Source organism: Burkholderia sp. R-40 (assembly GCF_049942845.1).
GTDB classification, from domain to species: domain Bacteria; phylum Pseudomonadota; class Gammaproteobacteria; order Burkholderiales; family Burkholderiaceae; genus Burkholderia; species Burkholderia ambifaria.
Window position 1 is genome coordinate 3,327,029 of sequence record NZ_CP187967.1, and the last position, 25,215, is coordinate 3,352,243.

At 68.3% G+C, this 25,215-nt stretch carries 21 protein-coding genes and 1 pseudogene; 9 read left to right on the forward strand and 13 right to left on the reverse strand.

Features of this window, described 5'->3' with window-relative positions; all coding sequences use genetic code 11:
* The first annotated feature begins 21 nt into the window (after positions 1-21).
* The 7 genes from ACP26O_RS15385 (at position 22) to ACP26O_RS15415 (ending at position 8,741) form a co-directional block, all read left to right on the forward strand.
* A complete protein-coding gene (locus tag ACP26O_RS15385) occupies positions 22-1,137 on the forward strand; it encodes a polyamine ABC transporter substrate-binding protein (RefSeq protein ID WP_426356253.1) in 1,116 nt (371 codons plus the stop codon).
* A 190-nt stretch (positions 1,138-1,327) separates the two neighbouring features.
* Positions 1,328-2,482, forward strand: coding sequence for an ABC transporter ATP-binding protein (locus ACP26O_RS15390; RefSeq protein WP_011658123.1), 1,155 nt, complete (start codon positions 1,328-1,330; stop codon positions 2,480-2,482).
* A gap of 10 nt (positions 2,483-2,492) precedes the next feature.
* Positions 2,493-3,485 (forward strand): ABC transporter permease subunit, encoded by a 993-nt coding sequence (locus ACP26O_RS15395; RefSeq protein WP_175665957.1) that lies wholly within the window; start codon positions 2,493-2,495, stop codon positions 3,483-3,485.
* Positions 3,482-4,321 (forward strand): ABC transporter permease subunit, encoded by an 840-nt coding sequence (locus tag ACP26O_RS15400; RefSeq protein ID WP_105786537.1) that lies wholly within the window; start codon positions 3,482-3,484, stop codon positions 4,319-4,321. The genes ACP26O_RS15395 and ACP26O_RS15400 overlap by 4 nt, the downstream gene beginning before the upstream one ends.
* Positions 4,322-4,422: 101 nt before the next feature.
* Positions 4,423-5,997 carry a DUF3138 family protein gene (locus ACP26O_RS15405; RefSeq protein WP_175665949.1) on the forward strand — a complete coding sequence of 525 codons (1,575 nt, stop codon included), beginning with the start codon at positions 4,423-4,425 and terminating at the stop codon, positions 5,995-5,997.
* 112 nt (positions 5,998-6,109) lie between these two features.
* Positions 6,110-7,414 carry an NAD(P)/FAD-dependent oxidoreductase gene (locus tag ACP26O_RS15410; protein ID WP_175665948.1) on the forward strand — a complete coding sequence of 435 codons (1,305 nt, stop codon included), beginning with the start codon at positions 6,110-6,112 and terminating at the stop codon, positions 7,412-7,414.
* Positions 7,415-7,439: 25 nt separating this feature from the next.
* The gene (locus tag ACP26O_RS15415) at positions 7,440-8,741 is read left to right on the forward strand and encodes an NAD(P)/FAD-dependent oxidoreductase (RefSeq protein ID WP_175665947.1); all 1,302 of its coding nucleotides are present in this window, start codon (positions 7,440-7,442) and stop codon (positions 8,739-8,741) included.
* Positions 8,742-9,007: 266 nt separating this feature from the next.
* On the opposite strand, the gene gor is transcribed toward ACP26O_RS15415, so the two are convergent.
* The 4 genes and pseudogenes from gor to ACP26O_RS15435 all read right to left on the reverse strand — a co-directional run.
* Positions 9,008-10,363 (reverse strand): glutathione-disulfide reductase, encoded by a 1,356-nt coding sequence (gor, locus tag ACP26O_RS15420; protein WP_175665946.1) that lies wholly within the window; start codon positions 10,361-10,363, stop codon positions 9,008-9,010.
* Positions 10,364-10,612: 249 nt separating this feature from the next.
* Positions 10,613-10,837 (reverse strand): hypothetical protein, encoded by a 225-nt coding sequence (locus ACP26O_RS15425; RefSeq protein ID WP_011658130.1) that lies wholly within the window; start codon positions 10,835-10,837, stop codon positions 10,613-10,615.
* Between the two features lie 377 nt (positions 10,838-11,214).
* Positions 11,215-12,336 (reverse strand): porin, encoded by a 1,122-nt coding sequence (locus ACP26O_RS15430; protein WP_041491407.1) that lies wholly within the window; start codon positions 12,334-12,336, stop codon positions 11,215-11,217.
* Positions 12,337-12,774: 438 nt separating this feature from the next.
* Positions 12,775-13,485, reverse strand: a pseudogene (locus ACP26O_RS15435) (YoaK family protein); the annotation flags it as partial.
* A gap of 279 nt (positions 13,486-13,764) precedes the next feature.
* Here ACP26O_RS15435 and ACP26O_RS15440 point away from each other — a divergent pair.
* Positions 13,765-14,106: a hypothetical protein gene (locus tag ACP26O_RS15440; RefSeq protein ID WP_175665945.1), complete on the forward strand. Its 342-nt coding sequence runs from the start codon at positions 13,765-13,767 to the stop codon at positions 14,104-14,106.
* A 48-nt stretch (positions 14,107-14,154) separates the two neighbouring features.
* Here ACP26O_RS15440 and ACP26O_RS15445 read toward each other — a convergent pair whose 3' ends face one another.
* Together ACP26O_RS15445 and ACP26O_RS15450 are read right to left on the reverse strand one after the other, a co-directional pair.
* The gene (locus tag ACP26O_RS15445; RefSeq protein WP_006760173.1) at positions 14,155-14,682 is read right to left on the reverse strand and encodes a chromate transporter; all 528 of its coding nucleotides are present in this window, start codon (positions 14,680-14,682) and stop codon (positions 14,155-14,157) included.
* The gene (locus ACP26O_RS15450; RefSeq protein ID WP_175665944.1) at positions 14,679-15,293 is read right to left on the reverse strand and encodes a chromate transporter; all 615 of its coding nucleotides are present in this window, start codon (positions 15,291-15,293) and stop codon (positions 14,679-14,681) included. The genes ACP26O_RS15445 and ACP26O_RS15450 overlap by 4 nt, the downstream gene beginning before the upstream one ends.
* Positions 15,294-15,388: 95 nt before the next feature.
* Between ACP26O_RS15450 and ACP26O_RS15455 the strand changes: the two genes are divergently transcribed.
* Positions 15,389-16,273: a transcriptional regulator GcvA gene (locus tag ACP26O_RS15455; RefSeq protein WP_012364896.1), complete on the forward strand. Its 885-nt coding sequence runs from the start codon at positions 15,389-15,391 to the stop codon at positions 16,271-16,273.
* Positions 16,274-16,318: 45 nt separating this feature from the next.
* Here the strand turns inward: ACP26O_RS15455 and ACP26O_RS15460 are convergent, their stop codons facing one another.
* From ACP26O_RS15460 to flgH, 7 genes are all read right to left on the reverse strand, one after another.
* On the reverse strand, positions 16,319-17,623 hold the full coding sequence (locus tag ACP26O_RS15460; protein WP_175665943.1) for a solute carrier family 23 protein: 1,305 nt from the start codon (positions 17,621-17,623) through the stop codon (positions 16,319-16,321).
* 296 nt (positions 17,624-17,919) lie between these two features.
* On the reverse strand, positions 17,920-19,161 hold the full coding sequence (flgL, locus tag ACP26O_RS15465) for a flagellar hook-associated protein FlgL (protein ID WP_011658135.1): 1,242 nt from the start codon (positions 19,159-19,161) through the stop codon (positions 17,920-17,922).
* A 22-nt stretch (positions 19,162-19,183) separates the two neighbouring features.
* Positions 19,184-21,181, reverse strand: coding sequence for a flagellar hook-associated protein FlgK (flgK, locus tag ACP26O_RS15470; RefSeq protein WP_165752159.1), 1,998 nt, complete (start codon positions 21,179-21,181; stop codon positions 19,184-19,186).
* A gap of 192 nt (positions 21,182-21,373) precedes the next feature.
* Entirely contained in the window at positions 21,374-22,129 is a 756-nt protein-coding gene (locus ACP26O_RS15475) for a flagellar brake protein (protein WP_105831955.1), read from the reverse strand.
* 209 nt (positions 22,130-22,338) lie between these two features.
* Positions 22,339-23,331, reverse strand: coding sequence for a flagellar assembly peptidoglycan hydrolase FlgJ (gene flgJ, locus ACP26O_RS15480; RefSeq protein WP_175662031.1), 993 nt, complete (start codon positions 23,329-23,331; stop codon positions 22,339-22,341).
* Positions 23,332-24,510: a flagellar basal body P-ring protein FlgI gene (locus tag ACP26O_RS15485; protein ID WP_244099052.1), complete on the reverse strand. Its 1,179-nt coding sequence runs from the start codon at positions 24,508-24,510 to the stop codon at positions 23,332-23,334.
* Positions 24,511-24,515: 5 nt separating this feature from the next.
* Positions 24,516-25,205 carry a flagellar basal body L-ring protein FlgH gene (gene flgH / locus ACP26O_RS15490; RefSeq protein WP_126228675.1) on the reverse strand — a complete coding sequence of 230 codons (690 nt, stop codon included), beginning with the start codon at positions 25,203-25,205 and terminating at the stop codon, positions 24,516-24,518.
* Positions 25,206-25,215: the final 10 nt, after the last annotated feature.

The following is a 25,215-nucleotide window of genomic DNA, read 5'->3' on the forward strand; positions in this document are numbered from 1 at the left end:
ATCATCCAGGGGAATTCCACCATGCGTTCCAGCTTTCTTCGCCAAGCCTGTTCCGTTGCCGCCCTTGCCGCCGCGGCCGCGTTCACGTCGGTCGCCAGCCCGTCGGCGCATGCCGATGAGCTGAACATCTACAACTGGTCCGACTACATCGCCCCCGACACGGTCCCGAACTTCCAGAAACAGACGGGCATCCACGTCAAGTACGACAACTACGACAGCGACGACACGCTGCAGGCGAAGCTGCTGGCGGGCAGCTCGGGCTACGACATCGTCGTGCCGACGTCGAACTATATGGCCAAGCAGATCCAGGCCGGCGTGTACCAGAAGCTCGACAAGTCGAAGCTGCCGAATCTCGCGAACCTCGATCCGGTGCTGATGAAGATGATCGCGAAGGCCGATCCGGGCAATCAGTATGGCGTGCCCTGGGCCTACGGCACGGACGGCATCGGCTACAACGCGCAGGCGGTGAAGAAGGCGCTCGGCGACAAGGCGCCGGTCGACAGCTGGGCGCTGGTGTTCGACCCGGCCAACATGGAGAAGCTGAAGAGCTGCGGCGTGTCGTTCCTCGACCAGGCCGTCGACGTGTTCGCGGCCACGCTGCAATACATGGGCAAGAACCCGAACAGCACCAACCCCGGCGACTACCAGGCGGCCTACGACGTGCTGAAGAAGATCCGCCCGTACGTGACGCAGTTCAGCTCGGCCGGCTATGCGAACGACCTCGCGAACAACGACGTGTGCGTCGTGCTCGGCTGGTCGGGCGACATCGGCATCGCGCACCGCCGCTCGGCGGAGGCGAAGCGCGCGTACGACATCAAGTTCGCGAACCCGAAGGAAGGCGGCCTGCTGTGGTTCGACGTGATGGTGATCCCGAAGGATGCACCGCACCACGAGGCCGCGATGAAGTGGATCAACTACGTGTCCGACCCGAAGGTCAACGCGGCGATCACGAACGAGATGTTCTACCCGACCGCGAACAAGGCCGCCCATCAGTTCGTCACGCCGGCCGTCGCGCAGGACCCGACCGTCTATCCGCCGGAAGACGTGCTCAAGAAGATGGTGCTGATGAAGCCGATGCCGTCCGACATCCTGCGCCTCGAGAACCGTCTCTGGGCGCAGCTGAAGACGGGCCACTGACCGCGACCCGTCACGGCGGCGCAGGCATCGGCTGAACGCCTGCCCGCCCGGGATCCGCGAACGCTCCGTCTGCCCGCGCGCACCGCGCGCCCTGTTCCATCCGGCATGAGCCGTTGTCCGCGAGTCGCGTTGCGCGCCTCGCGCGGGGACGCTCGCGCCAGCAATCCGTGAAGAACGAATGGTGACTCCCATGCAATCGATACCCTCTTCCGCTGCCGTACGCCAGACCCAACCCGCCGCCGCGGCCCGTTCGAAGAACGATGCGTTCGTGCGCATCGAAAACGTCGTGAAGAAGTTCGGCGACAGCACCGCCGTCGACAACGTGAACCTGACGATCGCGAAGAACGAGCTGTTCGCGCTGCTCGGCAGCTCGGGCTGCGGCAAGTCGACGCTGTTGCGCATGCTCGCCGGGCTGGAGACGGCCACCTCGGGCAAGATCCTCGTCGACGGTGAGGACCTCGCGTCGCTGCCGCCGTACCGCCGCCCGGTGAACATGATGTTCCAGTCGTACGCGCTGTTCCCGCACATGTCGGTCGAGTCGAACGTCGCGTTCGGGCTGAAGCAGGAAGGCACGCCGAAGAACGAGATCAAGGAACGCGTGGCGGACGCGCTCGCGCTCGTGCAGATGAGCAAGTACGCGAAGCGCAAGCCGCATCAGCTGTCCGGTGGCCAGCAGCAGCGCGTCGCGCTGGCCCGCTCGCTCGTCAAGCGCCCGAAGCTGCTGCTGCTCGATGAGCCGATGTCCGCGCTCGACAAGAAGATCCGCCAGAAGACCCAGCTCGAACTCGTGAACATCATCGAGAAGGTCGACGTGACCTGCGTGATGGTCACGCACGATCAGGAAGAGGCAATGACGATGGCGAGCCGCCTCGCGGTGATGAGCGAAGGCAAGATCGTGCAGATCGGCACGCCCGGCGAAGTGTACGAATACCCGAACAGCCGCTTCTCGGCCGAGTTCATCGGCTCGACCAACCTGTTCGAAGGGCGCGTGGTCGAGGACGAGCCCGATCACATCTTCGTCGAAAGCGACGATCTCGAGGCGCGCATGTATGTGAGCCACGGCGTGACCGGCCCGCTGGGGATGCCCGTCGGCATCTCGGTGCGGCCCGAGCGCGTGCATGTGTCGCGCGACAAGCCCGGCTCGCATCACAACTGGGCGCGCGGCGTCGTGACCGACATCGCGTACATGGGCAGCTACTCGCTGTATCACGTGCGGCTGCCGAGCGGCAAGACGGTCGTATCGAACCTGTCGAGCTCGCACCTGCTGCACGACGGTGCGCCGTCGTGGAACGACGACGTGTTCGTGTCGTGGTCGCCGGCCAGCGGCGTCGTGCTGACGCAGTGAGGACGACATGATCAGAACTTCCGCTTCCACTCCGTCCGCGCCGGTGTCGACCGGTGCGGCAAGCAGCAGCGCCGGCGCCGGCCGCGCGCGCCGCAGCCGCTTCACCGCGCTGTCGCGCTTCCTGCCGTCGGGCCGCAACGTCGCGATCGGCGTGCCGTTCCTGTGGCTCACGATCTTCTTCGCGCTGCCGTTCGTGCTGGTGTTCAAGATCAGCTTCGCCGACCAGGTGATGGGGATCCCGCCGTACACATCCCTCGTCGCGTTCAAGGACGGTGTCGTGCACTTCGCGCTGCAGCTGTCGCACTACGCGTTCCTGCTGCAGGACGACCTGTACATCGCGACCTACCTCAGCTCGCTGAAGATGGCCGCCGTGTCGACGGTGCTGTGCCTGCTGATCGGTTATCCGATGGCGTACTACATCGCGCGCGCCGAACCGAACCGCCGCAACGTGCTGATGATGGCCGTGATGCTGCCGTTCTGGACGTCGTTCCTGATCCGCGTGTACGCATGGATCGGCATCCTGAAGGACGACGGCCTGCTGAATCACACGCTGATCGCGCTGGGCATCATCCACACGCCGCTGCGCCTTTATCACAGCGACGCCGGTGTCTACATCGGGATGGTCTATTCGTACCTGCCGTTCATGATCATGCCGCTCTATGCGCACCTCGTGAAGATGGACCTCACGCTGCTCGAGGCCGCGTACGATCTCGGTGCGAAGCCGTGGGTCGCGTTCACGCGCATCACGCTGCCGCTGTCGAAGAACGGGATCATCGCCGGCAGCCTGCTGGTGTTCATTCCGGCGGTGGGCGAATACGTGATTCCGGAACTCCTCGGCGGCGCCGACACGCTGATGATCGGCCGCGTGATGTGGGATGAGTTCTTCAACAACATGGACTGGCCGATGGCGTCCGCGGTGACGGTCGCGATGGTGCTGCTGTTGCTGGTGCCGATGGCGCTGTTCCAGTACTACCAGGTCAAGGAACTGGAGGACGCGAAATGATCAAGCCGAACAAACCGCTGTCGACGGGCGTTCTCGCCTTCGGCTTCCTGTTTCTGTACATCCCGATCATCAGCCTGGTCGTGTACTCGTTCAACGAATCGAAGCTGGTGACGGTGTGGTCGGGCTTCTCGCTGAAGTGGTACGCGGCGCTTCTGGAAGACGACGAGCTGCTCACCGCCGCGTGGCTGTCGCTGAAGATCGGCCTGCTGACGGCCACCGCGTCGGTCGTGATCGGCACGTGGGCGGGCTTCGTGCTCGCGCGCTTCGGCCGTTTCAAGGGCTTCACGCTGTACACGGGGATGATCAACGCGCCGCTGGTGATTCCGGAGGTGATCCAGGGGATCTCGCTGCTGTTGCTGTTCGTTGCGCTGGAGCAGATGTTCGGCTGGCCGAAGGGCCGCGGGATGGTGACGATCTGGATCGGTCACGTGATGCTGTGCGTGTCGTACGTGGCGATCATCGTGCAGTCGCGCGTGAAGGAGATGAACAAGTCGCTCGAAGAAGCGGCGCTGGATCTGGGCGCGACGCCGCTGAAGGTGTTCTTCGTGGTGACGCTGCCGCTGATCTCGCAGGCGCTGCTGTCGGGCTGGCTGCTGTCGTTCACGCTGTCGATCGACGATCTGGTGCTGTCGGCGTTCCTGTCGGGGCCGGGCTCGACGACGCTGCCGCTGGTGGTGTTCTCGCGCGTGCGGCTCGGCCTGAATCCCGAGATGAACGCGCTGGCGACGCTGTTCATCACCGCGGTGACGATCGGCGTGATCGTCGTGAACCAGATGATGATCGCGCGCGAACGGCGTCGGGTGGCCGACCTGAAGGCGGCGTTCGCGGCGGCCTGACGCCCCGCCTCCCCATCCATCGATAACAAGACCTGCGCGCCGCGCGTTTGCGGCGCGCACCGAAACGCAGATTGACAGGCACACGACAAGGAGAATCCGCAATGAAGAAGAAACTGATCTGCCTGCTGGTGGCCGGCGCGTTGCCGGGCATCGCGCTGGCCGACTCGACCTCCGCCGAAATCAAGGCATTGCAGGCGCAGGTGGCCGCGTTGCAGAAGCAGATGAAGGCCATGCAGGCGCAGCTCGCCGGGAAGCCGGGCGGCGCACCCGTCGCGCAGGCGGGTGCAACGGCCGCGGCGAGGCCGGTAATCGTGGCCGCCGACCCGGCCTCGCCGGACTATGGCCGTGCGCAGGCCGCGCTGACCAACGACGAAGTCAGCGAAATGAAGCAGCAGATCGCCAACCAGCAGCTGAAGGTCGACTCGCTGACGGACGCGGCCAGCACCGGGCCGCTCGCGGGCCTGTCGGTGACGGGCTATATCGACCCGACCTACATCTACAACCGCGCGGCCGGTACGTCGTCGTTCCTGTTCGCGAACCACGAGAACGCGTACAACTACTTCAACAGCACGTTCGGCGACCTGTACCTCGACATCAAGAAGACCTTCGGCGTCGGCCCGATGGCGCCGTCGGCCGAGATCACGCTGATGCCGAACCGCGGCAATGGCATCACGCTGCTGCAGAACTCGCGCGGCTCGATCACCGACAACCTGCTGAACACCGCGGTCATCAACGTGCCGATCACCGCGTCGACCACGCTCGTCGCCGGCCTAATCCCGAGCTTCGGCGGCTACGAGGTGCAGCAGTCGAACCAGATGCTCACGCTCACGCACAACCTGCTGTACGACTTCTCCGATCCGGGCAGCTACGTCGGTGCGGGCGCGAACTACACGAAGGGCAGCTGGGCGTGGAAGTTCTTCGTCGGCAACGAGCAGTACCGCACCTACGGCTCGGTCACGCAGACGGGCACCAATGCGCTTGGCGACCCGATCACGACCAGCAACAAGGTGCCGACCTTCACCGCGCGCGCCGACTACACGTGGTCGAGCGCACTCGACATCGGCGGCTCGTTCAACATCGGTCGCCAAACGCTGGCGAGCGCGATCGATGCGGACGGCAACGTCCACTACGGCCCGGGCGGCGCCGCGCCGAGCGCGTACGGCACGTTCTTCTTCGGCGAAGTCGACGCGACCTACACGCTGGCCGACATCCAGTACAACGCCGAGCTCGACTACGGCCAGCAGCAGCATGCGGCGTACAACGGCGGGCTCGCGCAGTGGTACGGCCTGTCGCTGCTCGCGCACCGCAAGTTCAACGCACCGGTGGTCGGCCGCATGGGCGTGACGCTGCGCTACGATGCGCTCGTGAACCGCAAGAACGGCGGTGGCGGCGGCGGCATCGCGCTGAACGGCAACGGGATGGATCCGTCCAACGGCTTCGGCGTCGATGCGGACTGCCTCGCGACGTCGAAGGCGAACGGCGGCCTGGGCTTCGACTGCAAGGGCGCCATCCGCCAGGACGTCGCGCTCGACCTGCTGTTCTATCCGACCCAGCAGATCACCGTGAAGGTCGAATACCGGCACGACTGGGCGAACAACAAGGTGTTCCTGCGCAACGACGGTTCGTACGGCAAGTCCAACGACCTGCTCGCGACGCAGTTCATCTATTCGTTCTGACGCTGGCCGCGCGGAGCGCCGTGCCGCACGCATGGCGTCCCGTGTCGTTTCACCCGGCCGGATCGCGGTGCGTCGCGCACCGGCGCCGGCCGTCTTCGAGGGAGTCGGTTTGATGACGCAGTCTTTCACCCGCCGCGCCGATGCGCTCGCGCGCGACTCGTACTACGAAGCAACCGTCACGCGGCCGGTGGTCGACGATCCCGCGCTGGAGGACGCAATCGACGTCGACGTGTGCGTGATCGGCGCGGGCTTCGCGGGCCTGTCGACGGCGCTCGATTGCCGCGCGCGCGGGCAGTCGGTCGCCGTGCTCGACGCGCACCGGCCCGGCTGGGGCGCGTCGGGTCGCAACGGCGGCCAGGCGATCACGGGTTTCGCGAAAGACGAGGTGATCGAGCGGCAGCTCGGCGCCGCCGGGGCACGCGCCGCATGGTCGCTGTCGCTCGACGGCGTCGCGCTGATCGCCGAGCGGATCGCGCGGTACGGAATCGACTGCGACTTCACGCGCGGCTACCTGACGGTCGCGACGAAGCCGCGCCGCATCGCCGACCTGCGCGCCTGGATGGACGCCGCGACCTCGCGCTGGGGCCATCCGTCGCTGTCGTGGCTTGACACCGGCGAGATCCGCGCGCGCATCGCGTCGTCCCGCTATCTGGCCGGCGTCTACGATCCGCTGTCGGGTCACCTGCATCCGCTCAAGTATTGCCTCGGCCTCGCCGATGCCGCACGCCGCGAAGGCGTCGCGCTCCATGCGCATACGCCCGCGCTCGAGGTCGTGCGCGGCGCGCGGCCGGTCGTGCGCACGCCGTCGGGCGAGGTGCGCTGCCGCTTCGTCGTGTCGTGCTGCAACGCGGGCCCCGGCGGCATCCTGCCGGCCGCGACCGCCGCGCGCATCGCGCCGATCGCGTCGACCATCATCGCGACCGAACCGCTCGGCCGCGCGCGTGCCGACGCGCTGATCGCGCAGCGCGAAGCCGTGTGCGACAACAACTTCTTCCTCGACTACTTCCGGCTGTCGGCCGACCACCGGATGCTGTTCGGCGGCCGCGCGAACTCCGCGGGCGCATCGCCAGCCACGCTCGCCGAAACGATCCGGCGGCGCATGGTCGGCGTGTTCCCGCAGCTCGCCGACGTGCGCGTCGATCACGCGTGGGGCGGCTTCGTCGACGTCACGCGCAACCGCGCGCCGGACTTCGGCGCGCTCGATCCGAACTTCTTCTACGTACAGGGCTTCAGCGGACACGGCGTCGCGCTGACCGGCATCGCCGGGCGCGCGATCGCCGGCGCGATCGCGGGCGACACGCGCGCGTTCGACCTGTTCGCCCAGCTGCGCCACCGGCGCTTTCCCGGCGGCGACGCATGGCGGCAGCCCGCGCTCGAACTCGGGATGCTGTACCACCGCGTGCGCGAGCTGTTCTGAGCCTCCTTTCTCCGTTCTCCTGATTATGCAGACATTCGCCAATCAGCCGCACGTCGCGTCGTACTACGCGGCGAGCGCCAACGATACGACCCGCCATGCGCCGCTCGCCGGCGCGACCGACGCCGACGTGTGCGTGATCGGCGCGGGCCTCACCGGTTTGTCCGCCGCGCTCAACCTCGCCGAGCGCGGCCATTCGGTGATCGTGCTCGAGGCGTCGCGGGTCGGATGGGCGGCGAGCGGACGCAACGGCGGCCAGCTGATCGGCGGCTTCGCGTGCGGCATCGACACGTTCGCCAACTTCATGCCGGAAGGCGACGTGAAGCGGATCTGGGACATGGGGCTCGAAACGCTGTCGCTCGTGAAGTCGCGCATCGCGCGGCACGACATCGACTGCGCGCTCGTGCCCGGCTACCTGACCGCCGCGAACACCGCGCGCGACGCCGATGCGCTGAAGCGATGGCGCGACGACGCCGCGAAGCGCTTCGGCTACGACCGCTTCCATTTCGTCGAAGCGGACGAACTCGGCGACTACGTACAGTCGGCGCGCTATCGCGGCGGGCTGTACGACCCCGACAGCGGCCACCTGCATCCGCTCAACTACACGCTCGGGCTCGCGCGCGCGGCGACCGACGCCGGCGTGCGGATCCACGAGGACAGCTGCGTGACGCGCGTGCGCGACGTCGCGGGCGGTCATGTCGTCGAAACGGATCAGGGGCACGTGCGCGCGCGCTTCGTCGTGCTCGCCTGCAACACCTACGTCGGCACGCTCGCGCCCGCGCTGTCGAGAAAGATCATGCCGGTCGGCACCTACGTGATCGCGACCGAGCCGCTCGGCGACGCGCGCGCCGCCGCGCTGATGCCCGCGCGCGCGGCGATCTGCGACAGCCGCTTCGTGCTCGACTATTTCCGGCCGGCGCCCGACACGCGGCTCGTGTGGGGCGGCAAGGTCAGCTATTCGACGCGGCCGCCGCGCAATCTCGCCGACGCGATGCGCGCGGACATGCTGAAGACGTTCCCGCAGCTCGCGGACGTGAAGGTCGACTACGCATGGGGCGGCTTCGTCGACATCACGATGAACCGCGCGCCGCACTTCGGGCGTATCGCGCCGACGATGTATTTCGCGCAGGGCTTCTCGGGGCATGGCGTGAACACGACCGCGCTCGCGGGCAAGCTGATCGCCGAGGCGATCGACGGCCAGGCGAGCCGCTTCGATTTGTTCGGCAGGATCCGGCATCGCGACTTCCCCGGCGGCGCGACGCTGCGCACGCCGGCGCTGGTGCTCGCGATGAGCTGGTATCGGCTGCTTGATGCGCTTGGCGTGCATTGAGCGTCGTGCCGCGGGGATGCGGTGCAAGCGTTGAACGCCGCCGCACGCCGAGGCAAAACGAAAACGGCCGCGCAATAAGCGCGGCCGTTCGATCGAATCGCATCACGTCGGCATGACGGCGGCGCGACGGGCGAATACGATGCCCGTGCGCTGCGCGCCGACTTGCGCTCAGTCGGTCCCGTACTTCGGCGAATGCGGACCGTACAGCAGCGCGTGATACGCGACGCGCACGCGAAGCCGGCACCGACAACACGCGCCGGTTACCGCTAATCGGCCACCTTCTGCCGCAGCGTCACGAACTCCTCGGCCGCGGTCGGGTGAATGCCGATCGTGTCGTCGAACTGCGCCTTCGTCGCGCCCGCGCGAATCGCGATCGCGATGCCCTGGATGATCTCGCCCGCGTCGCGCCCGACCATGTGCGCGCCGACCACGCGCTGGCTGTCGCGCGCGACCACGAGCTTCATCAGCGTGCGCTCGTCGCGGCCCGACAACGTGTGGCGCAGCGCCTTGAACGACGTGCGGTAGATGTCGAGCTCGCCGTACACGCCGCGCGCGTGCGCCTCGGTAAGGCCAACCGTCGCGACCTCGGGCTGACTGAACACCGCGGACGGCACCCATTCATGATCGGTCGCCGCGCGGCGCCCGCCGAACAGCGTCGCCGCGAGCAGCGCGCCGTCGCGCGTCGCGACCGGCGTGAGCTGCGGCCGCGACGTCACGTCGCCGATCGCATGGATCGATTCGACCGACGTCGCCGAATATGCATCGACCGCGATCGCGCCGCGCGCGTCGAGCAGCACGCCCGCGCGCTCGAGCCCGAGCCCCTCGACGTTCGGCACGCGGCCGGTCGCATAGAGCACCGCGTCGTACGGCCCGTGCTGCGCATCGCCGACCCGCACGCCGAGCGTGCCGTCGTCCGCGCGCACGATCGATTCGACCACCGCGCGCGCGTGGATCGCGACGCCCTGCTTGGTCATCTCGTCGGTCAGGAAGTGACGCACGTCGTCGTCGAAGCCGCGCAGAATCTTCTCGCCGCGATAGAACAGGTCGACATGGCTGCCGAAGCCGTTGAAGATGCCCGCGAACTCGACCGCGATATAGCCGCCGCCGACCACCGCGATGCGCTCGGGCAGCTTTGCGAGCGACAGCGCCTCGCGCGACGTGATCGCATGCTCGATGCCGGGCCGCGGCGGCAGCGACGGGCGCGAGCCGGTCGCGATCGCGATGTGGCGCGCGCGGATCGTGCGATCGCCTATCGCGACGGTATGCGCGTCGACGAGCGTCGCGCGCCCCGCGTGCATCTCGACGCCGGACTGTCGCAGCAGGTTGATGTAGATGTCGCTGAGCCGATTGATCTCGCGATCCTTCGCGGCGATCAGCGCGGGCCAGTCGAGCGTGCCGGCGCCGAAGGTCCAGCCGAAGCCCTTCGCGTCCTCGAGCTCGTGCGGATAATGCGATGCGTAGACGAGCAGCTTCTTCGGGATGCAGCCGCGCAGCACGCAGGTGCCGCCGATCTGCTCCTCTTCCGCTATCCCGACGCGCGCGCCGTATGACGCCGACACCCGGGCGAGCCTCACGCCGCCGGAGCCGGCCCCGATGACGAACAGGTCGTAGTCGAATTCCATCGCAAGCCCTCATCGTTGTTCAGCAGTTCGGATGACGGCACGATAGCAAGATTCCGGCATTCGTGCGGGACGTGGCGCCGTGGCGCGCGCCCCATAAAAAACGGCGAGAGACGTCGCCTCTCGCCGGTCAAACCAGCTGCCGGGTGTGCCATGCGTCACCGATCGACCACATGCCCGACCTGCCGGCCGCGCGGCGCCGGTCCGCCCGGGCGCGCGAACGGCGCACCCGCGGCGGCCCCGCCGCCATGCTCAGGCCTGCGACGTGTCGCTGCCGTCCGTCGCCTGCGTATCGTCTGCCTGCTGGGGCTGCTCTTCCTTCTTCTCGAGCATGCCTTCGATCGCCTCGGCGCCCTTGAAGCCGGCGATGGCCGCTGCCGCCTTGGTCAGCAGGCCCGCATCCGGGTCGAGCTTCTCGACTGCCTCGACGGCCGCCACGGCGCCGGCGATTTCACCGACGGTGTTCAGGATACCCATCGTCATCCCCTTTCAAGAAAAAGCGTGAGCGCATCGTCCCACGAAAAAAACCGGCAGACCGTGTTTGTCATCGCCGGATACACAAGTTACGCACCAGGTCGGCCGCACGCGAAAACGCGCGGCAGAACGACGCCCGCGCGCGCATCGCGGCGCACGGCCGACCCTGCACGCAGCGTAGCGGAAACGCTTCGCGCGCACTGTCAAAGTATGTTCCGGATTCCCGACGGAACCCTTACGGACGAGTCGTTTCCGATGGAGCGATCGCTGAATGATCGTGCGCGCGCGGCAAGTTCGTGTGACGAAAAAAAAAGGCTCCCGCGGGAGCCTCTTCGATGCGCGCCGAGCCGAGGCCGGCGCGTGCGTTTTTCCGATTTTCGTCAGAAGATATTGCGCAGGCCGATCGCGATGCCGGTCTGGTTGCTGCGACCCGGCAGCTCGACGTTCGCCGCGCCGTTCGTCTTGTTGAAGTCCACCGTGCCGTACACTTCCGTGCGCTTGCTCAGCGCATATTCGGCGATGCCGACGATCGCGTAGCGGTTGCCGCTCGCGAGCGTGCCGTTCGTGGTCATCGCGTTGCGCATGTGGTCGTAGTAGAACGCGCCCGTCAGCGTCAGCGGCGTGCTGACCTGCCAGCTCACGCCCGCGAACGGACCATCGTCGATCCGGCCCGTGCCCTTCGCGACCGGGATCGACTGCTGCGCGAGCAGGCTGTCGACGAAACCGGTGTCGTCCTTCGAGCGCAGGTAGCCCGCATAGATCTTCGCCTTGCTGAACGCGTATACGACGTTCGCGTGGTAGATCGTCTGCTTGCGCGCGGAGTTGTCGCTGTTCTGCTGCGCGCCGGCCGCGATGCTCAGCGGGCCCGCCACGTACGACAGCGACACGCCCCATGCATTGCCCTTGCCGAGCGAGCCCGGGATCTGGCCGGAGAAACCGCCGGCGCCGGTCGATTCGTAGTTCGTGCCCGTCGAGTACATCGCCTTCGCGGTCAGGCCCGCGAACTTGCCCGTGTACTTGATCTGGTTGTCCGCATACAGGCCGCCACCCAGCGCGACCGGCAGCCACGCGTTTTCGAGGTAGTTGCCGACCGTCAGCGGATCGTAGGTGTCCGCGAGCAGGTCGAACAGCGGGGTCTTCTGACGGCCGAGGGTCACCGTGCCGTACGGGCTCTGCAGGCCGACGTACGCTGCGCGGTTGAACAGGCGGCCGCTGTCGGCGAATCCGCCGTTCTGCAGGTTGACGCCGCTTTCGAGGTTGAACACGGCCTTCAGGCCGCCGCCGAGGTCTTCCGTGCCGTAGATGCCGAAGCGGCTGTTCGTGATCGCGCCGTTGGCCATCGACAGCAGGCCATCGTTCTTCGCGTTTGCGTTGGTCAGGTAACGGATGCTGGCGTCGGCGACGCCCCACAGCGTGACCGAGCTTTGTGCTGCTGCGTACTGGCTGGCGAAGGCCAGCGCCGCGCCCCCTGCGATAGCTGCGAGTCGGGTGGTCTGCTTCATGAGCTTGCCCTTTTTGTAGGTGTCTCCATTCATGGCCGGCCGCGTGCGCGGCCGGGTGGCGATCGCGGAACGCTCATGGCGTGCGCGATGTGGGCTGAATCATAAGACGAGTGCGCGCGCTGAAAGAAATTGAAAAGCGTGGCAGCGCGCGATTTTGTCGCCCGGGCGCAACGTTTACCGCGCGGGGTTTGCGTCGTGTGGCGTGGCGCCGTCGGGATTGCTGCTGTTGCTGTTGCTGTTGCTGTTGCTGTTGCTGTTGCTGTTGCTGTTGCTGTTGCTGTTGCTGCTGTTGCTGCCGTTGCTGCCGTTGCTGCCGTTGCTGCCGTTGCTGCCGTTGCTGCCGTTGCTGCCGTTGCTGCCGTTGCTGCCGTTGCCGCCGTTGCCGCCGTTGCTGCCGTTGCTGACGTTGCTGCCGGCGCTAACGTTGCTGATGTTGCCACCGTTGCTGCCGTTGCCGCCAGCGCCGCTCTCCCCACCGCCCGCGCGCCGCCGCGCCCGCCGCACGATCTCCGCGAACGCGCCGACGAGCAGCAGCACCGCGCCCCACAGCGCGACGTCCGGCACGAGCCGCGTCACGAGGCCGCCGATCACCGCGCCGGCCAGGAAACAGAAGCTGATCGTCGCGAGCAGCGCCGAGTCGTGCAGCGCGAGCACGTCGTAGCGCGGAATCAGCCCGACGAATAGCTTCTGCGCGGCGCGCCGCAGGTTGCCGGTCGTCATCACCGACGTGTACGACAGTTCCTCGAGATGGGTGAACGACAGCGTCTGCAGCGTCGCGACGAACGAGATGCCGGGAATCAGCCACGCGCTCGACGCGCCCACGAGCCCGCTCGCGGCGAGGCCGAGAAACGCGATCTCGACGATCAGGCTCACGAACGCGGTGTGGCGCATCCAGCCGCGCTGCGCGGCGAGGCCGAACAGGTGCGCGACGAACACCGCGACCACGAAGCCGCCGAGCGGCGGCACGTGATGCAGCGCCTCCGCCCATTCGCCGGCCGAGACGTTGATGCCGAGCAGCGCGACGTTGCCGGTCATCGTGTTCGCGAACACGTGGCCGTGACCGACGTACGTGTATGCGTCGAGGTAGCCGCCGGACAGCGTGAGCAGTGCGGCGACGGTGAGGTTGCGGCTGGCGCCGTCGAGATCCATCGATCCTCCCGTGGGGCGCGCCGTCCGGCCGCACGAGGCGAGGCGGGCGGCGCCTGATTCATCGGTTCCGGCGACGGGCGCCGGACGTCGCGGCTTCCGTGCGGCCGCGCCAATATAATGGGTCGGCGTCGGGCGCGCGCAGGCTGCGCATACCGCCATCGCGGTTGTCGGTGCCGGAAAACCGGCCGAGTATACCGGCCGCGTTCGTCGGCTACCTTGCCGCCTCCCGCGCCCCGCTTCACTCCGACCCGCTGCCCTCTCGACACGCCACCGCACGCCATGACACCCGCGAAGTTCTTCCTGCGCTACACCGTGATCCCGTTCTTCGCGATCGTGCTGGTGGCCGTCTGGGCGTTCAACCGCGAATCGGGCGAAGTCGATGCGCGCCAGTATGCGGCGCTGGTGGCGGCCTATCCGTCGTTCACGCCGAAGCTGAAGCGCGAGGTGGCCGATGCGATGCGCGGCCGCGGCAGGCTCGGCAAGGCCGACTACGACGCGATCATGCGCGACGCGCTCGACGCTGGTTACGTGATGGACTGGCCGGCCGCGACGGAGGACGTCGGCGGCGAGCGCGGCCGGCTGCTTGGCCTCGTGAACGGCGACCGGCCGGCATCGCCGTAGCGTGCGGTCACGCCCGGCATCGCTCGGCCACCGCCGATCGGCTCCCGCTCACTGACCGATGCCGGTGAGCCCGATCAGCGCGCCGGCCGCGAGCAGCCACAGCGGATGAATGCGCGTGCGCCACGCGAGCACCGCGCATGCGGCGGTGATGCCCCACTGGATCGCGGTGCGGTTCGACGCTTCCGAGATCAGCACCGCGCTGGCCGCGACGAGCCCGGCCGTGACCGGCATCAGCCCCTGCTGCACGTAGCGGCGCCACGGCCGGTCGCGAAAGCGCTCCCACGCATGCAGCGCGAGCACCGTGACGATCGAGGACGGCCCGAACTTCGCGATCGACGCGACCAGCAGCCCGGCCCAGCCGGCCACGTGCCAGCCGACCAGCGACACGATCATCATGTTCGGCCCGGGTGCGGCCTGCGCGAGCGCGAACAGCGCGGTGAACTCGTGCGCGCTCATCCAGTGATGGACGTCGACCACCTGCCGCTGCATCTCCGGCAGGATCGTGTTGCCGCCGCCAAATGCGAGCAGCGACAGCTGGCTGAAGATCGTCGCGATCGCGATCAGCGTGTCGTTCATGAGCGGCCTCCGTCGCGGGCGGCGCTGCGTTGCGATGCCGGTGTATCGCGGCGCCGCGACGCGAGCCAGATGCTGACGGGCGTCAGCACCAGCATCGTGGTCAGCAGCGGAACGCGCAGCACCGCGATCGCGACGAATGCGAGCGCCGCGATGCCTGCCGCCGTGCGCGGCGCGCGCAGCAACGGTTTCGCGACCTTCACGGCCATCGCGACGAGCAGGCCCGCGGCCGCGGCGGCGAGCCCGCCGAATAGATGCTGCACGCGCGGATCGCCCTGCGTCTTCGCATACAGCACGCCGAGCGCGACGACCACGAGCGTCGGGCCCGCGATCAGCCCGAGAATGCCGGCGAACGCGCCCGCGACGCCGCGAAAGCGCATGCCGACGGCGACCGACAGGTTGATCACGTTGCCGCCCGGCAGGAACTGGCACAGGCCGAGCAGATCGGTGAATTCGTCGGCGGACAGCCATTTGCGCTCGTCGACGATCGTGCGCCGCGCGAACGGCAGCGCGCCGCCGAACGACATCAGGCCGAGCGAGAGGAAGCCGGTGAACAACTCGGCGAGGCCGATGCGGCGCGCGGGCGCCGCGGGCGGCGGGGAAACGGATTGCATGGGGCTCCTCATCAAACGTGCCCCGAGATTACCGCCGTTCGGAATGCCGGCAAAACGATTTTATCGACGCGCCCTTGTGATCTAGAATCACAAGCATGGCACGCGATCTCCCGCCCTTTTCCGCGCTTCGGGCCTTTGAAGCCGCGGCCCGACACGAAAGCTTCAGCGCCGCGGGCGACGAGCTACATGTGACTCACGGTGCCATCAGCCGGCAGATCGCCGGCTTCGAGGCGTGGCTCGGCAAGCCGGTGTTCCATCGCTACGGCAAGCGCGTGAGGCTCACCGATGAAGGCCGCCGCTATCTGGACACCGTGCGCGCCGCGTTCGACAGCATCGCGCTCGCCACCGAGCAGTTGCGCAACACCGGTGCCGCGCGCGTGCTGCGCATCAATGCGCTGCCGACCTTCGCGATGAAATGGCTGCTGCCGCGCCTGTCGCGGTTCCAGCGCGACGTGCCGAACGTCGAGCTGAAGCTGTCCACGTCGAACGCGCCGCTCGACGCGCTCGACGGCTTCGACGTCGCGATCCGCCGCGGCCCCGGCCACTGGCCGAACTGCACGAGCGGCCACTTCCTCGACGAAAGCGTGATTCCCGTCTGCAGCCCCGCGCTGCTCAAGCGCGCGCCGATCACCCGCGCGGACGATCTCGCCCGGCACGTGCTGCTGCATTCGGATACGCGGCCGGAAGGCTGGCGCGACTGGTTCGCGGCGGCCGGCGTGACGCCGAAGGGTCGCAAGCGGCAGTCGTTCGACCACTTCTACCTGGCGCTGCAGGCGGCCGTCGACGGGCTGGGCGTCGCGCTCGGCCCACTGCCGCTGATCGACGACGAACTCGCGAGCGGGCGCCTGGTGATGCCGCTCGACGGGCCGCGCATCGCGACGCGCAGCTATTGGTGGATCGCGCCGCGCGCGCCGGCGGAGGATCCGCTCGTCGCGCAGTTCTGTGCGTGGCTGCAGGCGCAGTCGAACACCGGCGCGTGAGGACGCACCGCCGGGCGGCATTGCACCGCCCGCACCCAAATCAGATCAAACCACCGGCCCCGGTTCCTTTTCCTTGCGCAGGATCGCGTACAGGATGATCGCGCCGAACGTCGCGGTGCCGATCCCGCCGAGCCCGAAGCCGCCGATCTTCAGCGAGAAGTCGCCGGCGCCGAGCACCAGCGTGACGGCCGCGACGATCAGGTTGCGGTTGTCGGAGAAGTCGACCTTGTTGACGACCCAGATCCGCGCGCCCGTCACCGCGATCAGCCCGAACACGACGATCGACACGCCGCCGAGCACCGGGCCCGGAATCGTCTGGATCACCGCGCCGAACTTCGGCGAGAAGCCCAGTCCGATCGCGATCAGCGCGGCGACCGCGAACACCAGCGTCGAATAGATTCGCGTGACGGCCATCACGCCGATGTTCTCCGCGTAGGTGGTCACGCCCGTGCCGCCGACGCTGCCCGACACGATCGTCGCGAGCCCGTCGCCGATGAACGCGCGGCCGACGTAGCGGTCGAGGTTGTGCCCCGTCATCGCGCTGACGGCCTTGATGTGCCCGAGGTTCTCGGCGACGAGGATCACCGCGACCGGCGCGAGCATCAGCATCGCGTGCGGATCGAAGACGGGCGCCCGGAAAGCCGGCACGCCGAACCACGCGGCATGCGCGACGATCGAGAAATCGATCGGCTTGCCGAGGCCCATCGCGTTGGTCGCGATCGCGTAGAGCGCGTACGCGATCATGAGCCCGACGAGGATCAGCAGGCGCTGCATCATCCCGCGCGCGAACACCGCGACGCCGCCCACGCACAGCACCGTGACGAGCGCCATCACCGAGTCGAACGTCGAGGCCGACACGCCCTTGACCGCGATCGGCGCGAGGTTCAGCCCGATCACCGCGACCACCGCGCCTGTGACGACGGGTGGCATCAGCGTCTCGATCCAGCGCGTGCCGATCGCCTGCACCAGCGCGCCGAGCGCGACGTACACGACGCCGCACGCGACGATCCCGCCGAGCGCGACCGCGATGTTCGGGTTCGGGCCGCTGCCGCCGTAGCCGGTCACCGCGATCACGAGGCCGATGAACGCGAAGCTCGAGCCGAGGTAGCTCGGCACGCGGCCGCCGACCAGCACGAAGAACAGCAGCGTGCCGATGCCCGACATGAAGATGCACAGGTTCGGGTCGAAGCCCATCAGCAGCGGCGCGAGCACGGTCGAGCCGAACATCGCGACGACGTGCTGCACGCCCATCGCGACCATCTGCGGCCACGCGAGGCGTTCGTCGGGGCCGACCACGCGCGCCGCGCCGGGCGATTGCACCCGCCAGCGCGGGAAGTAGGAATCGGACATGGGGAAAAGGGCTCCTGTCGAACGCCGGCTGCGGACGGTGCGCCGGTCTGGAATCTGGCGCGAGTTTACGGAGCGGAAATGGGGCTGGCAAGCGCGAACCGCCGGTGCGACGGCCGCGCCGGGAGAAGCGGCCAATGGGCCCGGCGCGATCGCACGCGCCGGCCGGCCGCAGCCGTGGGCCGTGGGCCGTGGGCCGTGGGCCGTAAGCCGTGAGCCGTGAGCCGTGGCCAGCAGCGACCGCCCGGCGCACCGCGCGACGTAAGCGGGCGCTCACATCGCAGCGGGCGCCGCGGACATCACGGATTGATGTACTGGAACAGCGACAGGTTCTGCAGCTGCACGTACGCCTTCTGCGCGCCGGTCAGCGCGTTCTGCACCTGCAGATACTGGCTGATCGTCGTCGTCATGTTGGTGCTGGTCAGGTCGGTCAGGTTGCTGGTGGTCTGCAGCGACGCGGTCTGGTTGACGGCCTGCATCGCCTTGACCTCCTGCTCGCGCCCGCCGACCGACGCCTGGATCGTCGTCACGTTGCGCATCGTGTTGCCGACCTTGATCGAGCCCGTCATCAGCGCGTTCGACAGCGCCGCGGCGGCAACCGGGTTGCCGGTCACGGGCGTCTTCAGCGCCGAGATCATCGAGTCGAGCGTCGAGAATATGTCCGCGCCGCCGCTCGCCTGCGGGCCCGGCGTCACGGCGAACGTGTCGCCGGCGGCCGGCGTGCCCGACACCGCCACCGTCATCCCGCCGCCGAGCGCGATCGACGCGCCCGCCGTGTACGCCTGCGCGGGCGTGGTGGTCGGCGGCTTGGCCGAGTTGTCGGTCACCGTGTAGGTCGGCGCGGCGGGCGTGCCGCCGAACGCGATCGAGAACTGATGGCCGTTGGTCGCGGCCGACGGGGTCGTGACCGTCACCGCGGTGATCGTGCCGGTGCCCGTGTTGGCGGCGCCGGCCGACGGCACCGGTGCGCTGCCGAGCGACGGCACCGACATGAACACCGCCGAACCGGTGTCGCCCTGCGCCACGCTGCTCGAATCGCCGATCTGCACCTGGCGCGTGCCCGAGTCGCCGACGTAGCTGACGCTGCCGTTCGGGCTGCTGGTAAACGGCGCCGACGAATTGTTCAGGCCGGCGAACAGGTAGTTGCCGGCCCCGTCGTTCGAGTTCGCGAGCGTCATCAGTTGGTCGCGATAGCCTTGCAGCTGCGTCGCGAGCGCCGAGCGGTCGCTGTCGGCCAGCGAGCCGTCGCCGGCACGCACGACGAGCGTCTGCACGCCGGTCAGCACGCCGCTCACGCTCTGCAGCGCCTGATCCTCGGCCTGCAGCGACGCGAGCGCCGCGGTCTGGTTGGTCGCGTATTGCGACAGCGTCGCCGACGTCATCGACAGCTGCACGGCCTGCGCCGCGCCGACCGGGTTGTCGGCCGGCGTCTGCAGGCTCACGCCGCTCGCGATCTGCTGGTACAGCTGCGCGAGCTGCGCCTGCTGATCGTTCATCTGGGAAACGTTCAGCTGAAAGAACTGGGCGCTGGAAATTCGCATCGCTTCTATTCCTCGAATCCGGTCAGTTGAACAGGCCGAGCACGGTCTGGAACAGCGTCGCCGCCGTCTGGATCACCTTCGCGTTCGCCTGGTAAAGCTGCTGGTACTGCATCAGGTTCGCCGCTTCCTCGTTCTGGTTCACGCCCGACACCGACTGCTGCGCGGTCGTGATCTGGCCGACCAGCGAGGTCTGCGCGGCGCTCGACGACTTCAGCTGGCTCGCCGTGTTGCCGATGGCGTTCACGTACTTCGCATACGCGCCGGTCAGCGTCGTCGTGCCGCCGCCGAGCGACTTCGCGGTGACGAGCTGCGACAGCGCGAGCGCGTTGGAGCCGTCGCTCGTGCCGCCCGCGTACGGCCCGATCGTGAAGGAGTCGCCGTCCGACGGCGCCCCGGACAGCGTGACGGTCACGCCGTTCATCACGCCCGCCGGCGCCGGCTGCGTGGTGCTCGTGATCGTCAGCTTCGCGCCGGCCGTCGCGTCGTACGGCACGCTGTCGGTCGGGCTCGTGATCGTCACCGAGGTGGGCGGCGTGCCCGCGATCGTCACCGTGGTGCCGGCCTGGAAGCCCGACAGCGACTTCGACGCCGCGTCGTAGGTGAGCTTGGTCGGCGTGGTCGGGACCTGGTAGCCGGCGCTCACCGCGCCCTGCGCGATCTTGCCCGTGCCGAGGTTGGTGCTCGACGCCGCCGCGACCACCGGCGACGCGGCCGCGATCGCCGAACCGCTCGTCGTCGCGAGGCCGAAGCCGTTCAGCGCGCCGCGCGTCGGCAGCACGGTGAACTGGTCGCCGGCATTCATCGAGCCGGACGCGAACGAAAAGGCCAGCCCGCCGATCGAAGCTGGCATCGACGTCGACTGGCCGACCACCGATCCGCTCGCGCGATCGGTCAGCGTGTAGTTGGTGCCGTCGTACGACAGCGTGTAGTCGCTCGTCGTCGGCTGCGCTGCGTTGGCGAACGAGACGGACAGCGACGCGGTGCCGGTATTGCCCTGGTTCGAATAGACGGCCGGGTTCGCGACCGTGAACAGGTTGCCGCCCGGCTTGCCCGACAGGTCGATGCCGAGCGCGTTCTGCCCGTTGACCTGCGCGGCGAAGCTGGTCGCGAGCGCGCCGAGCTGCGCCTGCGCGGGGTCGAGCGTCTGGCTGCGGAACGCGAGCAGGCCGCCGAGCGTGCCGCCCGACAGCGACGTATCCGGCAGCGCCTGGTTCGGGCCCGGCGGGTTCGCGCCGGCGATGCCTTGCGACACGACGGTCAGCTCGCTCGGATCGGACGGCGACGTGACCGTCGCGAGCTGGTAGCTCTTGTCGGCGACGACGAGCGGCTGGCCGCCCGCGAGGAACACGCTGTAGCCGCTGTCGTTGCGCACGACCTGCACGCCGGCGAGGCTCGACAGGTTCGACACCGCGAGGTCGCGCTGGTCCATCAGCTGGTTGGGCGGCTGACCCTGGCTACTCGCCGCCGCGATCTGCTGGTTCAGTTGCGCGATCTGCGACGTGTACGTGTTGATCTGCGACACGGTGCTGGTGAGCTGCGTGTTCACGCTCTGGCGCAGCGCGTCGTACTGCTGGCCGGCCGCCTTGAGTTGATCGGCGAGCACCTGCGCGTTGCTGATGGCGGTCTGCCGCACCGACGGATCGGACGCATTGTTCGCGACGTTCTGCAGCCCGGTGAAATAGCCGGTGATCGCGGTCGAGATGCCGGCCGTCGGGCTACCGACGTAGTTGTTCAGCTGCGCGACGAGCGAATACCACGTCGACAGCGCGCCGCCCTGCGACTGCGCGCTGTTCAGCTGGTCGCTCAGGTACTGGCTGTACTGCCGCTGCACGGTGACGGTGTTCACGCCCTGCGGCATGTAGCCGCTCGACGTGTACTGGCCGCTTGCCTCGGCATAGACGGGGCGCTCGACCGAATAGCCGGGCGTCGCGGCGTTGCTGATGTTCTGACCGGTCGTCGTGAGGCCCCAGAGCGCGGCATTGAGGCCGCTGACGCCGAGGTTCATGAGTGTGTTGGACATGCGCGATCCTGATGAGCCGGCCGCGCTGCGGCCGCCGGGTTGCGTGACTCCCGGTATAACGGCCGCGGATCGGAAAAATTGAGGAAAAAATGCACGCGCGGCGCGCACTCGCGCGTCGCCGGTCGAGGGCCGCGGCGCGCGCTGCCGGCGCCGCTGCGAAGGCGGCCCCGAGCGGGGCCGCGAGGGGGTGCGTCAGGCCCGCGCGAGCGAGCGGCGCTTCATCTCGAGCTGCGTGATCAGGCGCTGCAGCGTGTTCTCCGCGCTGCCCGGCAGCGACATGAAGCGAAAGCCGAGCTGGTAGCGCCGTGAACCGTTCGGCATCTGCGTCGAACGCTGCGACACGAGGCGCAGCTCGAGCGACAGCTTGCCGTGGCCGGTCAGCTCGAGCTCGACGTCCGGCAGCAGCGTGCCGACCTCGAGCGCCTCGACGCGCTCGTCGGCCGTGCGCAAGCCGACGCCGCCGAGCGACAGGTTATGCACCTCGAACACGAAGCTCTCGCCGTCCGGCAGCGTGCCGCGGCACAGGAACGGATCGACGATCGGCGCATCGACGCGGAAGTACTCGCGGCGCTGGATGCACATCAGCACGTCGGGGAAATCGGCGACGAACGCGGGCAGCCCCTCGTAGCGCGTCTCGCGCGGCGTGTTCGTGGTGAATTCGACGCGCACGCCCTCCGGCGCGGCCGAGAACGTGCAGTGCGACGCGGCGAGGATGCTGGCATTCTGCTCGGACAGCGCGCCCCAGTCGAACGTGAACGTGCGCGCGCCGACGTCGACCTCGAGCAGGCGCGTGACGAGCTGGCCGCCCGGGTACTGGACGGTCAGGAAGTCGCCGCGATTCACGAGATTGCGCAACTGCACGCCGATCTCCAGCGGATTGCGGCGGGCGTAGTCAGGCCCGGAATGGCCCGCATCCAGGCTCGGATCGGTCGACGTTTCGATATTCATGGCTAGCCGGTTTTCTTGTCAGGGCGCCCGGACGAACGGTGCGCAGTAAAACCGGGCCAGAACAGGGCCCGGTAGCAGGTCTCACACACTTAGCGGCAGTGCTCCCCGAAAGTTTAGATCGAATTGCCGATATTTTTCGCGCAAACGTTGAAAACCGCGCGCGGCGGGGTGCCGGGCGCGGTCCGAGAGGGGCGGAACGGGGGCTGCCGTCAGCCGATCTGCTGCATGATCGAGATCAGCTTCTTCGCGTAATTCGGGTCGGTCGCGTAGCCGGCCTTCTGCATCCCGTGCGCGAAACCCTCGACGCTGCGGCTCGCGCTCAGCACGCCCGCGTAGCGCGGGTTGTTCTTCAGCAGGTTCGCATAGTCGGTCATCGCATGCTCGTACGAATCGTACGCGCGGAACTTCGCGACGACGCGCCGCGGCGTGCCGTTCACGTACTCGGTCGTCAGCGCCGACACCGTGCGGCCCGTCCAGCCCTTGTTCGCCTTGATGCCGAACACGTTGTAGCTCGTCGAGCCGTCGCTCGCGCGGATCTCGCGCTTGCCCCAGCCCGATTCGAGCGCGGCCTGGCCGACGATGAAGCGCGCCGGAATGCCGGTGCTCGCGCTCGCCGCCTGCGCCGGCGCGGCGAGCCGGTCGACGAACGCGTCGGCGTCCTGCACGCCGCTCGCGCCCTTCAACGGCGGCGTGAGCGCGCTGCCGGCCGAGTAGCCGCGCGCGCCGGCGAGTCCACCGTTGTTCGCCGCGTTCGCATACGCCCGCGCCATCGCATTCATCGCGGCGAGGCTGCCTTCGTTGCCCGACGTGCCGGCGCCGGCCGCGCCCAGGCCCGCCGCGCCGAGCCCGGCCGCGCCGGCGTCGGCCGCCGTGCCGCTGCCCTGCCCCGCGTTGCGCATCAGCTGCTTCATCAGCGCGTCGGCGACGCCGATCCCGCGCTTCGACATCTGCTGCGCGAGCTGCTGGTCGAGCATCGACGTGTACATCTTCGACGTGTGCGAATCGAGCAGCCCGCCGTCGGGCGTCGCGTCGCGCATGCTCTTGAGCATCATCTGCGTGAACATCGCGTCGAACTGGCCCGCGACCGCCTTCGCGCCGGCCTGCGGCGACTGCCTCGCCTGCGCGCGCAGCGCGTCGAAGCCCTGCACGTCGAGGGCAAAGCGCTGGGTGAGATCGTTCGCGTCGGGAAGGTTGGCTGCCATTTAGATCACCTCCAGGTCGGCGCGCAACGCGCCGGCCGCCTTCATCGCCTGCAGGATCGACATCAGGTCCGCCGGCGTCGCGCCGAGCGAGTTCAGCGCCTTCACGACGTCGGCGAGGTTCGCGCCGGCCGTCACCATCTTGAGCGCCCCGTTGTCCTGCTTCAGCTGGATCTGCGACTGCTGCGCGACCACCGTCTGCCCGTTCGAGAACGGCCCCGGCTGCGACACCACCGGCTGCGTGTTGACGACCACCGACAGGTTGCCGTGCGCGACCGCGCAGCTTTGCAGCGTCACCATCTGGTTCATCACGATCGAGCCGGTGCGCGCGTTCAGGATGACCTTCGCGGCGGCCTTGTCCGGGCTCACGTCGAGGTTCTGCAGGCGCGCCATGAACGCGACCTGCTGCGCGGAATCCGCCGGCGCGGCGAGCTGGATCGTGCGGCCGTCGAGCGCCGTCGCGGTGCCCGGGCCGAAGCTCGAATTGACCGCGGACACGATCCGCTGCGCGGTGCCGTAGTCCATGTCGTTCAGTTGCAGCTGCAGCACGCCGTTCATCTGCGCGATCGCGTTCGGCACCGCGCGCTCGACGATCGCACCGCCGACGATCCGGCCGGCCGCGAGCTGGTTCACCTGGACGCGGCTGCCGTTCGCGCTCGCGCCCGCGCCGCCGACCGCCATGTTGCCCTGCGCGAGCGCGTACACCTGCCCGTCCGCGCCTTTGAGCGGCGTGAGCAGCAGCGTGCCGCCGCGCAGGCTCTTCGCGTTGCCGAGCGACGACACGGTCACGTCGAGCGCCTCGCCCGGCCGCGCGAACGGCGGCAGCGTGGCGGTCACCATCACGGCCGCGACGTTCTTCAGCTGCATGTTGCTCAACGACGACGGGCCGCCGTTGGCCGACCCGTTGTTGATCGAGATGCCGAGGTTCGCGAGCATGTTCGCGAGCGTCTGCGTCGTGAACGGCGTCTGCATCGTCTGGTCGCCCGTGCCGTCGAGACCGACGACGAGGCCATAGCCGATCAGCGGGTTGTCGCGCACGCCCTGGATCTGCGCGAGATCCTTCAGGCGTTCCGCGTGCGCGCCGGCCGCGCCGAACGCGCAGGCCGCCAGCACGAGCGTGGCGGCGATCCGCGCGACGGCCTGCGCGCGGAATGACAGTCGATGGAAAAGAGGCTGCGGCATCGTCATCACCACGGTGCGATGTTGAGGAAGAAGCGCTGCAGCCAGCCCATCGTCTCGGCTTCGTTGATATAGCCCTTCGACGAGTATTCGATCTTCGCGTCGGCGACCTGCGTCGAGTAGACCGAGTTCGCGCCCGAGATCGTGTTCGGGTTGACGACCCCCGAGAAGCGCACGAACTCGTTGCCCTGGTTGATCAGCATCTGCTTCTCGCCGCTGACGACGAGGTTGCCGTTCGGCAGCACGTTGGTGACGGTCACGGTGATCGTGCCGTTGAACGTGTTCGCCGCACTCGCGCCGCCCGTCGCCGCGAACTTGTTGGCGCCGGCCGCCGACATGTTCGCCTTCGCGAACAGCCCGCCGAGGAAGCCGGCCGTCGGCACGCTGAAGTCGGTGTTGCCCTGCCGGTTGGTGTTCGCCCCCGACGACTTGGTCGCGTTGATGTTCTCCGCGATCATGATCGTCAGGATGTCGCCGATGTTGCGCGGCCGCTGGTCTTCGAACAGCGGCCGGCCCGCGTAGCCCGGGTTGTAGATCGAGCCGGGCGCCTGCATCGACATCGGCATCGGCGGCTGCGCCGTCATCGGCTGCTGGATGATCGGATCGCGCGGAATCTGCGCGCAGCCGGCGAGCGCGGCCACCGCGAGCACGCACACGGCGCGCACGGGGGCTGACGGGAGGAGGCGAACCTGCTTCATGGCGACGACT

Excerpts from the sequence above, each read along its gene's own strand:
- ACP26O_RS15425 (WP_011658130.1), bottom strand. The coding sequence starts at position 10,837 with ATGGGTATCCTGAACACCGTCGGTGAAATCGCCGGCGCCGTGGCGGCC.
- ACP26O_RS15390 (WP_011658123.1), top strand. The coding sequence starts at position 1,328 with ATGCAATCGATACCCTCTTCCGCTGCCGTACGCCAGACCCAACCCGCC.
- ACP26O_RS15415 (WP_175665947.1), top strand. The coding sequence starts at position 7,440 with ATGCAGACATTCGCCAATCAGCCGCACGTCGCGTCGTACTACGCGGCG.
- flgH (WP_126228675.1), bottom strand. The coding sequence starts at position 25,205 with ATGAAGCAGGTTCGCCTCCTCCCGTCAGCCCCCGTGCGCGCCGTGTGC.
- ACP26O_RS15400 (WP_105786537.1), top strand. The coding sequence starts at position 3,482 with ATGATCAAGCCGAACAAACCGCTGTCGACGGGCGTTCTCGCCTTCGGC.
- ACP26O_RS15455 (WP_012364896.1), top strand. The coding sequence starts at position 15,389 with ATGGCACGCGATCTCCCGCCCTTTTCCGCGCTTCGGGCCTTTGAAGCC.
- flgK (WP_165752159.1), bottom strand. The coding sequence starts at position 21,181 with ATGTCCAACACACTCATGAACCTCGGCGTCAGCGGCCTCAATGCCGCG.
- ACP26O_RS15410 (WP_175665948.1), top strand. The coding sequence starts at position 6,110 with ATGACGCAGTCTTTCACCCGCCGCGCCGATGCGCTCGCGCGCGACTCG.
- flgJ (WP_175662031.1), bottom strand. The coding sequence starts at position 23,331 with ATGGCAGCCAACCTTCCCGACGCGAACGATCTCACCCAGCGCTTTGCC.
- ACP26O_RS15450 (WP_175665944.1), bottom strand. The coding sequence starts at position 15,293 with ATGCAATCCGTTTCCCCGCCGCCCGCGGCGCCCGCGCGCCGCATCGGC.
- ACP26O_RS15430 (WP_041491407.1), bottom strand. The coding sequence starts at position 12,336 with ATGAAGCAGACCACCCGACTCGCAGCTATCGCAGGGGGCGCGGCGCTG.
- ACP26O_RS15445 (WP_006760173.1), bottom strand. The coding sequence starts at position 14,682 with ATGAACGACACGCTGATCGCGATCGCGACGATCTTCAGCCAGCTGTCG.
- ACP26O_RS15405 (WP_175665949.1), top strand. The coding sequence starts at position 4,423 with ATGAAGAAGAAACTGATCTGCCTGCTGGTGGCCGGCGCGTTGCCGGGC.
- ACP26O_RS15385 (WP_426356253.1), top strand. The coding sequence starts at position 22 with ATGCGTTCCAGCTTTCTTCGCCAAGCCTGTTCCGTTGCCGCCCTTGCC.
- ACP26O_RS15440 (WP_175665945.1), top strand. The coding sequence starts at position 13,765 with ATGACACCCGCGAAGTTCTTCCTGCGCTACACCGTGATCCCGTTCTTC.
- ACP26O_RS15475 (WP_105831955.1), bottom strand. The coding sequence starts at position 22,129 with ATGAATATCGAAACGTCGACCGATCCGAGCCTGGATGCGGGCCATTCC.
- gor (WP_175665946.1), bottom strand. The coding sequence starts at position 10,363 with ATGGAATTCGACTACGACCTGTTCGTCATCGGGGCCGGCTCCGGCGGC.
- ACP26O_RS15460 (WP_175665943.1), bottom strand. The coding sequence starts at position 17,623 with ATGTCCGATTCCTACTTCCCGCGCTGGCGGGTGCAATCGCCCGGCGCG.
- ACP26O_RS15485 (WP_244099052.1), bottom strand. The coding sequence starts at position 24,510 with ATGCCGCAGCCTCTTTTCCATCGACTGTCATTCCGCGCGCAGGCCGTC.
- flgL (WP_011658135.1), bottom strand. The coding sequence starts at position 19,161 with ATGCGAATTTCCAGCGCCCAGTTCTTTCAGCTGAACGTTTCCCAGATG.